Here is a 6,921-nt window from a genome sequence, read left to right as displayed (position 1 = left end):
CCCCCCGCCGCGATAAGCATGCCGTCAAACAAAAGGCCATCCAATGCCTCTGCCGCCGTGCCGTAAACCTTTTTCATGCGTCTACCTTTCGCAGTCCAAGTATATCCCGTGCTTGCTGCCATGTGGCGACGGGGCGGTGGTATTTCTCGCAAAGCCCGACCGCACGTCTGACCAACGCGGCATTCGACGGCGCAAGCCTGTCGCGATCCAGCCGGACGTTATCCTCCAGGCCGGTCCGCGTATGGCCACCCTTGGAAATCGCCCATTCGTTGATCACATATTGCGCGGGCCCGATCCCTGCCGCGCACCATTGCGCTTCGGGAGCAAGCCGGTTCAGGGTTCTGATATAGAAGTCCAGAATGGGCTCGTCTGCGGGCATGGCGTTTTTGACCCCCATGACGAATTGCACATAAAGGGGCCCGGCAAGGCGACCATCGGCGGCCATCCGAGTGGCCTGCACGATGTGGCCCAGATCGAATGCCTCGATTTCCGGTTTCACATTGTATTTCAGCATTTCAGACGCCAGCCAATCTACCAGATCAGGGCTGTTTTCATAAACGCGGGTCGGAAAGTTGTTCGACCCGACTGAAAGCGACGCCATATCCGCACCCAGCGGCAACATGCCGCCGCGGTCTTTGCCCGCCCCCGAACGGCCACCGGTGGACAGCTGCACGATCATGCCCGGGCAATGCTTTTCGATGCCCGCCTTCAGGCGCGCGAACCGCTCCGGGTCCGACGTTGGCTTGCCGTCATCATCGCGGACGTGGCAATGAACAATGCTGGCGCCCGCCTCAAATGCCTCGTGTGTGCTTTCGATCTGTTCGGCAATGCTGATCGGCACGGCTGGGTTGTTCGCCTTGGTCGGCAAAGACCCCGTAATCGCGATGCAGATGATGCAGGGATTGGTCACTGAAGTCGTCACGTCAGGCTCCTTGATGGCCGGGGGGATGTGGCGTTTATGGTGTTACGTCCAGACAGACGCGCCGTGGGAAACAGGACCAACGGGACATGGCGTGTGACAAGCCCCCACAGGCCTTTCGGTTCCAGCAACATGATCGCAACAGAGATCGAGCCGAGGATAATCATGTACCAGGTGCCCAGATCGGCTAGCGTTTCGCGCAGCAAGAAAAACAATATGCAACCAAGGATCGGACCTTCCAGCGACCCGATACCGCCGATCACGACGATGAAAATCACCAGAACCGACCAGTCGTTCACGCTGAAGGCCGCCTCTGGCGTAATTCGCAGCTTTTGCAGGAATACCAGCGCGCCGATCAATCCGGTCATGCCCGCAGTCCCCACATAGACGATCATTTTCAGGCGGGATGTCCTGACGCCCACGCTTTCGGCGGCACCTTCGTTGTCGCGGATTGCCGCAAGCCCAAGACCGGCACCAGAGCGCATCAGAGCCCAGACCCCCAGCACGACGGCAAGCATGATGGCCAGCGCGATCCAATAGGTCAGATCCTCGCGCGCACCACGGCTTGCCGCCATGTCCTTGACCAGTTGCACGGGCAATGAAATGCCCGAGCCACCCCCCAAAAGCGTGATTTGCGCAAAGCCCAGACGAAAGACCTCGGCGATGACCCAAGTTCCGATGGCGAAATGCGGACCGCTTAGGCGGAACGCGACAAGGGCAGTCGGGATCGCCACCAGCGCCGTCAAAACACCGGCCAGCGGCAGCGCGAGCAGGACAGGAACGCCGGCGAACATCGCCAGCAGGAACAGCAGATAGCCGCCAAGCCCCACAAAGGCTTGCTGACCGACGGAAAGCAGCCCCGCATAGCCTGCCAGCAGGTTCCAAAGCTGTGCCAGCGCCAGAAAGTAGAACACCTCGACCAGCATCCGCTGCGTGCCGCCGCCGGCCCAGAATGGACCTGCGATCAGGATTGTGACGGCACAGAAAATGACAGCGCCTCTAATGATATTAGCTGTCTTCATGGTCTAGCCCCTTTGCCTTGCAAACAGACCCTGCGGACGCAGGACAAGAATGAAGAGGAACACGATATGCCCCGCCAACACCTGAAAACCGGGGTCGATCTGTGCGCCAAGCCCCTGACTGACCCCAAGGATCACACCGCCGGCAAGGGTCCCCCAAAGGCTGCCAAGGCCCCCCATGATCACCGCTTCGAAGGCGAAAAGCAGACGGATCGGGCCCGTTGCCGGGTCGAAATTTGTCTTGATCGCCATCAGCACGCCCGCAATTGCGACCACCGCACTTGCCAAAGAGGTGGCGATTGCGAACAGATGCCGCCTGTCGGCCCCCATGAGTCCGACAATCTCGGGGTCATCGGATGTTGCGCGCAGCAGCCGTCCGGTGTTCGTTTTTGCCAAGAACCAGCTTAACGCTCCCAGAACCACAACCGCCGCGACAAACATAAGAACTGGCACCGCGCCTATCGACAGCCCCTGCCCCAGGCTAAGGTTCGCCGTATCAAGCGCACCTGCCGAAATTCGTTGGCTATCGGCGCTGAACGCCTCTTGGAGCAGGTTTTGAAGGATCACCGCAAACCCGAAAGTCACAAGGATCGGCGGCAGGATGTCACTGCCAACAAGACGGTTCAGGATCAACCGTTGCCCGACATAACCGATCGTCGCCATCACTGGCACCAACACGATCAAAGTCCACAGCGGGTTGATTCCCGTGGCGTCGACCAGCGCAAGCGCCCCGAATGCCGCCAGCACGATAAAGTCGCCATGCGCCAGATTGACGAACCGCATGACCCCGAACATCAGCGAAAGGCCCGCGGCGAAAAGCGCGTAGAGCCCGCCAAGCAAAACACCCTGCACGACTGCATTGACCCATTCCATCACGCTACATCCCTTGTCTTGCCAAAATATGCTGCCGAAAGCATCGCCCTATCCAGATCGGCGGATCGTCCGGTCAGGCTGACACGTCCCTCTTGCAGGCAATACAGGCGGTCGGACACGGACATGGCGGTCCCGATATCCTGCTCGACCATGATCACCGCCGCGCCGCTGTCCCTGATCTGCGGCAGGGCTGCATAGATGTCGCGCACGATCACGGGGGCCAGCCCAAGGCTCACCTCGTCAAGCAACAGCAGTGCAGGGTTGCTCATCAAGGCGCGGCCAATGGCCACCATCTGTTGCTGCCCGCCCGACAAGAGCGTGGCAGGCACAGCGGCTTTTTCCCTCAGGATCGGAAAGAGGCCGCGCACCGTATCCAGCGTCCAGTAGCCATTGCGACCAACCGTTGCGCCAAGCAGCAGGTTTTCCTCGACCGAAAGCGACGGGAACAAGCGCCGACCTTCAGGTGACAGGGCCATGCCCAGCCGCGCGATCCTGAACGCCGGCAGACCGGCGATTGGGGCACCCTGAAATGTGATGTCCTGCCCCTGCGTCGCAAGCAGTCCGGTCAGGCTACGCAAGAACGTCGTCTTGCCCGCGCCATTCGCGCCGACAAGCGCCACGACCTCGCCCTCGGCAATTTCAAAATCAACGTCAAAAAGGGCCTGAAAATCACCATATCCAGCGTTCAGTTTGCGGGTCTGAAGAACATCGCTCATGCTTCGATCCCCAGATAAATTTCCTGAACCTCGCGGCTGTCAAACGTCGCCTGCGGTGCCCCCTCGGCGATTTTGGCACCAAAACTGATCACCGCCAGCCGGTCCACAACCGCCAGAAGGGCATGCACTACATGTTCAATCCAGATGATCGCCACGCCGCTTTCGCGGATCTCGCGGATGGTTGCGATCAGGTTGTCGCATTCCAGATCGGTAAGCCCGCCCGCGATCTCGTCCAACAACAATAGCCGCGGCTTTGTCGCCAGCGCCCGCGCCATTTCCAGACGCTTACGCTCCAGCAGGCGTAGCCCGCTGGCCGGACAGTCGGCCAGATCCCCCAGTTCCAGCCGGTCAAGGATCGCAAGGCAATCGCGCCTGGCGTCACGCTCCCGCTCTCCGCCTCCGAACCGCGCTGCAACAAGCAGGTTTTCCAATACCGAAAGGCCGCTGAACGGTTTGGGGATTTGATAGGTGCGACCGATGCCGTCACGGCACCGTTGCGCCGCGCCTTTGCGTGTCACATCAATGCCGTCGATTTTCACTGTGCCGGCTCCGGGGGCCATGGTTCCGGCGATCAGGTTGAACAATGAGGACTTTCCGGCGCCGTTCGGCCCGATGATCCCAAGGGCCTCACCCGCGCCCAGCGACAAGCTGACATCGTCAACGGCACGCAAGGCGCCAAAATTCTTGGACAGACCATCGGCTTGCAGCAAAGGGGGCACAGCATTCACTTTCAATGTCATGAAAAGCGGCCCCGGCGGCAGCTGCCAGCCGGGGTCCGCAGGATCAATAGGTGATCAGGCGCATTTCGCCTGTGGTCGCGATTTCAGGGTGATCCCCGTTTTCGACGACAACAAGGCTGGGCTTGCCGTCCACCAACTGCCATTGACCACCGACCAGCGGCGTCTTTGAGATGTTCGGAACCGGACCGGTCTGAAAGTTGACGGGCCCGGCGACAGAGGCGTAATCTGTCGCGGCAATCGCGTCGCGGATCGAGGCTGCATCTGTCGGGTCCAGCGTGCGGCGCAGGGCGTCGACCGCCACTTCGAACAGCGAGTGTTTGAAGGCCAGCGGCATGGTCCATGGGTTGCCCGTCGCGGCCTCGTAGGCGGCGGCAAGTTCGGCAGAGCTTTGACCGGTGAAGCCCGACGAGAACGGGTGGTCCGGCGACCACCAGACTTCGACCGACAGCCCGTCGCCGCGATCACCAAGCGAGCTGATGACCTGCGGGAATTCCAGTGCCTTGCCGAAGGTGACAACCTTTGGGTGAAAATCCTGCTGAGCCGCCTGCAACCAGAAGGTGGAAAAATCGGGTGGCGGAACCACGCCGGTCAGGATTTCGACGCCAGCAGATTTAAAGGCGGAAATCTGGGTGCTGAAATCGTCGCTCAGCACCTGATAGCGGCCCGGATCAACCAGCGAATAGCCCATTTTCTCTGCCACGGGGGGAAAGCCGATTTCCGGGCTGCCCCAGGCGTTTCCATCTGGATCGTTTGGCCAAAGTGCACCGACCACCTTGTTGGTTTCAGTTTTTTCCCAGATGCCGGTGAAGGTCGAAATCACGTCCTCCAATCCCCAGAAAAAGTGATAGGTCCATTCAAACCCGACCTTCGGATCGCCACCGCGGCCGAAGAAATGCGGCTGCCAGGGGGTGTCGTTGGTGATGCAGGGCACGCCGTTCAGCTCTGCCTGATCGGCTACCGGATTGGTCGTATCGGGTGTCGATGTGGCAAGCAAAAGATGCACTTCATCGTCAAAGATCAGTTCCTGCGCGACGCTTGCTGCGCGGTTAGAACTGGATTGGCTGTCTTTTACGATGATCTCGACGGTCCATGTTTCACCATTGATCTGAAGACCATCGGCAAGCCCCTGACGGAACTGGTCCAACACAAAGGCGTCGGATTCCGCAAATACGGCCAGCGGGCCGGTTTGGGGCGTGACAAAGCCGATACGGATAGTTCTGTCCTGCGCATGTGCCTTGAATGGCAAACTTGCCGCCGCACCAAGGGCGAAAACACCCTGACCGAAAGAACGGCGGTTCAATTGGGCGAATCCTTGGTTGATCGGGCTGTTCGTGGTCATATTGGGTTCTCCTCCCCTGCCCCGGAAACGGGCTGTTGAATCAGCTTGTTGCCTGCTTGGCTGCGGGCATCTTTTTTAGTGCGTCAATGAAATACGGGCGGAACCCTTCGGGGTGTTCGGACATCGGGAAATGCCCCAGTTCGTCCATCACCGATAGCGTCGCGCCGGAAATGGCGTCGGCGGTGCGCCTGGCGTCCTCGGGCGTACAGGTCAGATCATAGGCCCCGACGATCAGGTGCACGGGTGTCCTGGTGGTGTCGATTTGGGCCAATCGTCCGATCAAGCTATCGTCGCGTGTGTAAAAGCTCAGATCGCCACGGAACACGCCCGGTCCAGATTGCATGAACATCCAAAGGGTGTTCCAGCGCTCTGCCTGAGGCGCATATGGCGAGATATTGGCAGAAACCAACGCCGCACCCATTTCGCCACCGTGCCCGTCGGGGCGGTGGAACCAGTCGATATCATACCAAGCCGGTTGAAAATCACTTGCCTCGATCGCGATAAATCCTGCGAATTTATGGCTGTGCAAAGCGGCCAACTGCAACGCGATCCGCCCGCCCATCGAGCAACCGGCCAGCACAGGGCGGTCAAGCCCGAGGCCGTCGATCACGGCGATAATGGTCTCGATATAAGCCTCGGTGGTCAGCAGATATTCCTGTGTCTCGAACCCCTCGGGCGGCAGAGATTTTCCGTGCCACGGCATGTCGAAGGCAATCATGCGATTGCCCGCAGTAACGTCAGCATCGTTCATCAGGTGACGCCACTGTCGCGTATCGGCACCTGCGGTATGCAGACACAATACCGGACGGCCCTGTCCGGCCTCCTCGAAATAGATGCGCTGCGGAACGCCCCCGATGGTAACAGTGACATAGCGGCCGGTTATAGGTTCAATGCTCATGCTGCGACCTCGCGTTGCGGGCGGCCAAGCGCCATGAATTCCTTGAAAAACCTGAGGTTCTGGACCAAGCACAGAATGTCGCCATCGACACGCCCGCGACCAATTTTCACCAATCCGAAGATGTCGTGAAATCCGGGGGCGGGAACCGGCTCCCAGAACCGGGCAAGGGCACCGGCATCGGTGATCAGCGCAAAACGCCATGGCGTCTTGCGGCTTGGTCCCGGTTGCACAGTGGTCAACAGCCCCTTCTCGAACGTCAGATAGAATTCGTCGTCTCCGACACGCAACAGGATTGTCTGCGAGAACAGCCGTCCCAGACGGGTCAGATGCGGCGTAGCGTTCAGCCGGGTCTGCATATCGTGCAGCGTGCTTAGCATGGGGGGCTCCTATCAGCGCAGTTGTTGACCAACCCTGTGC

Annotated in this window: 8 protein-coding genes and 1 pseudogene; all 9 read right to left on the bottom strand. The window is 59.8% G+C overall.

The features are described 5' to 3' along the window. A pseudogene (locus ACEN2R_RS17415) lies at positions 1 to 77 on the bottom strand (succinyl-CoA--3-ketoacid-CoA transferase); the annotation flags it as partial. Next, a complete protein-coding gene (locus ACEN2R_RS17410; protein ID WP_442043958.1) occupies positions 74 to 910 on the bottom strand; it encodes a 3-keto-5-aminohexanoate cleavage protein in 837 nt (278 codons plus the stop codon). The gene ACEN2R_RS17410 and the pseudogene ACEN2R_RS17415, both read right to left, overlap by 4 nt. A gap of 8 nt (positions 911 to 918) precedes the next feature. Next, entirely contained in the window at positions 919 to 1,941 is a 1,023-nt protein-coding gene (locus ACEN2R_RS17405; RefSeq protein ID WP_442043957.1) for a branched-chain amino acid ABC transporter permease, read from the bottom strand. Positions 1,942 to 1,944: 3 nt separating this feature from the next. Further along, positions 1,945 to 2,811: a branched-chain amino acid ABC transporter permease gene (locus tag ACEN2R_RS17400; RefSeq protein ID WP_442043956.1), complete on the bottom strand. Its 867-nt coding sequence runs from the start codon at positions 2,809 to 2,811 to the stop codon at positions 1,945 to 1,947. Further along, positions 2,811 to 3,527 carry an ABC transporter ATP-binding protein gene (locus ACEN2R_RS17395; RefSeq protein ID WP_442043955.1) on the bottom strand — a complete coding sequence of 239 codons (717 nt, stop codon included), beginning with the start codon at positions 3,525 to 3,527 and terminating at the stop codon, positions 2,811 to 2,813. Before ACEN2R_RS17395 ends, ACEN2R_RS17400 begins: the two co-directional genes overlap by 1 nt. Next, positions 3,524 to 4,267, bottom strand: coding sequence for an ABC transporter ATP-binding protein (locus ACEN2R_RS17390; RefSeq protein ID WP_442043954.1), 744 nt, complete (start codon positions 4,265 to 4,267; stop codon positions 3,524 to 3,526). Before ACEN2R_RS17390 ends, ACEN2R_RS17395 begins: the two co-directional genes overlap by 4 nt. Positions 4,268 to 4,310: 43 nt before the next feature. Further along, positions 4,311 to 5,606, bottom strand: a complete 1,296-nt coding sequence (locus tag ACEN2R_RS17385) for an ABC transporter substrate-binding protein (protein ID WP_442043953.1) — start codon at positions 5,604 to 5,606, stop codon at positions 4,311 to 4,313. 40 nt (positions 5,607 to 5,646) lie between these two features. Further along, the gene (locus ACEN2R_RS17380; RefSeq protein WP_442043952.1) at positions 5,647 to 6,504 is read right to left on the bottom strand and encodes an alpha/beta fold hydrolase; all 858 of its coding nucleotides are present in this window, start codon (positions 6,502 to 6,504) and stop codon (positions 5,647 to 5,649) included. After that, on the bottom strand, positions 6,501 to 6,881 hold the full coding sequence (locus ACEN2R_RS17375; RefSeq protein ID WP_442043951.1) for a hypothetical protein: 381 nt from the start codon (positions 6,879 to 6,881) through the stop codon (positions 6,501 to 6,503). The genes ACEN2R_RS17380 and ACEN2R_RS17375 overlap by 4 nt, the downstream gene beginning before the upstream one ends. Between the last annotated feature and the right edge of the window lie 40 nt (positions 6,882 to 6,921).

Origin of the sequence: Pseudogemmobacter sp. W21_MBD1_M6, from assembly GCF_052119585.1 — a bacterium.
Taxonomy (GTDB): Bacteria; Pseudomonadota; Alphaproteobacteria; order Rhodobacterales; family Rhodobacteraceae; genus JBGQOJ01.
Note: the sequence above shows the minus strand (reverse complement) of the source record. Positions and strands in the feature narration are given on the sequence as shown.

Coding starts and splice junctions, on each gene's coding strand:
- ACEN2R_RS17395 (WP_442043955.1), bottom strand. CDS start 3,527: ATGAGCGATGTTCTTCAGACCCGCAAACTGAACGCTGGATATGGTGAT.
- ACEN2R_RS17390 (WP_442043954.1), bottom strand. CDS start 4,267: ATGACATTGAAAGTGAATGCTGTGCCCCCTTTGCTGCAAGCCGATGGT.
- ACEN2R_RS17405 (WP_442043957.1), bottom strand. CDS start 1,941: ATGAAGACAGCTAATATCATTAGAGGCGCTGTCATTTTCTGTGCCGTC.
- ACEN2R_RS17400 (WP_442043956.1), bottom strand. CDS start 2,811: ATGGAATGGGTCAATGCAGTCGTGCAGGGTGTTTTGCTTGGCGGGCTC.
- ACEN2R_RS17375 (WP_442043951.1), bottom strand. CDS start 6,881: ATGCTAAGCACGCTGCACGATATGCAGACCCGGCTGAACGCTACGCCG.
- ACEN2R_RS17380 (WP_442043952.1), bottom strand. CDS start 6,504: ATGAGCATTGAACCTATAACCGGCCGCTATGTCACTGTTACCATCGGG.
- ACEN2R_RS17385 (WP_442043953.1), bottom strand. CDS start 5,606: ATGACCACGAACAGCCCGATCAACCAAGGATTCGCCCAATTGAACCGC.